Source organism: Peribacillus sp. NPDC097224, assembly GCF_044761985.1.
GTDB lineage: Bacteria > Bacillota > Bacilli > Bacillales > DSM-1321 > Peribacillus.
Genome location: NZ_JBIWDK010000015.1, coordinates 10,788 through 11,641, shown reverse-complemented (window position 1 = coordinate 11,641; position 854 = coordinate 10,788). Strand labels below are relative to the sequence as shown.

General features: G+C 40.5%; 1 pseudogene. It reads left to right on the top strand.

The window, feature by feature from the left end:
* Positions 1–19: 19 nt before the first annotated feature.
* Positions 20–854: pseudogene (locus ACIQXR_RS19210) on the top strand (DNA-directed RNA polymerase subunit alpha); the annotation flags it as partial.

The following is an 854-nucleotide window of genomic DNA, read 5'->3' as shown; positions in this document are numbered from 1 at the left end:
ACACCAAACGGATGAAAACATCGACTATCCCAAATTCGTTAAATTCGTCTTATAGCAACTAGAGCGTGGGTATTGTACAACATTTTGTTACTCCTTACGTCGTATCCTATTATCCTCACTCCCAGGTGCTGCTGTCACAGCTATACAAATTGATGGAGTGCTACATGAGTTCTCAACTATTGAAGGCGTCGTAGAAGATGTAACTTCAATCATCCTTAATGTGAAAAAGCTAGCTCTAAAGATTTATTCCGATGAGGAAAAGACGCTAGAAATTGACGTTTCGGGTGAAGGAGTCATTACGGCTGCTGATATCACTCATGATAGTGATGTAGAAATTCTTAACCCGGATTTATATATTGCTACAATCGGTAAAAACGGTCATATGCGCATGCGCTTATCTGCACGTCGCGGCCGCGGCTACACTCCTGCTGTTCAAAACAAGAGAGAAGATCAACCTATTGGTGTAATTCCAATTGATGCTCTTTACACTCCAGTTTCACGCGTAGCTTTCCAAGTGGAAAATACACGTGTAGGACAGTTGTCTAACTTTGACAAGTTAACGTTCGATGTTTGGACTGATGGCAGTACGGGTCCGCAAGAAGCGGTAGCACTTGGAGCTAAGATTTTAACAGAGCATTTAAATATCTTTGTTGGGTTAACTGATGAAGCTCAAAATGCAGAAATCATGGTTGAAAAAGAAGAAGACCAAAAAGAGAAAGTTCTTGAGATGACTATCGAAGAATTGGATCTTTCTGTTCGCTCTTATAATTGCTTGAAACGTGCTGGAATCAATACCGTTCAAGAGCTTGCTCATAAAACGGAAGAAGATATGATGAAAGTTCGTAATCTAGGTC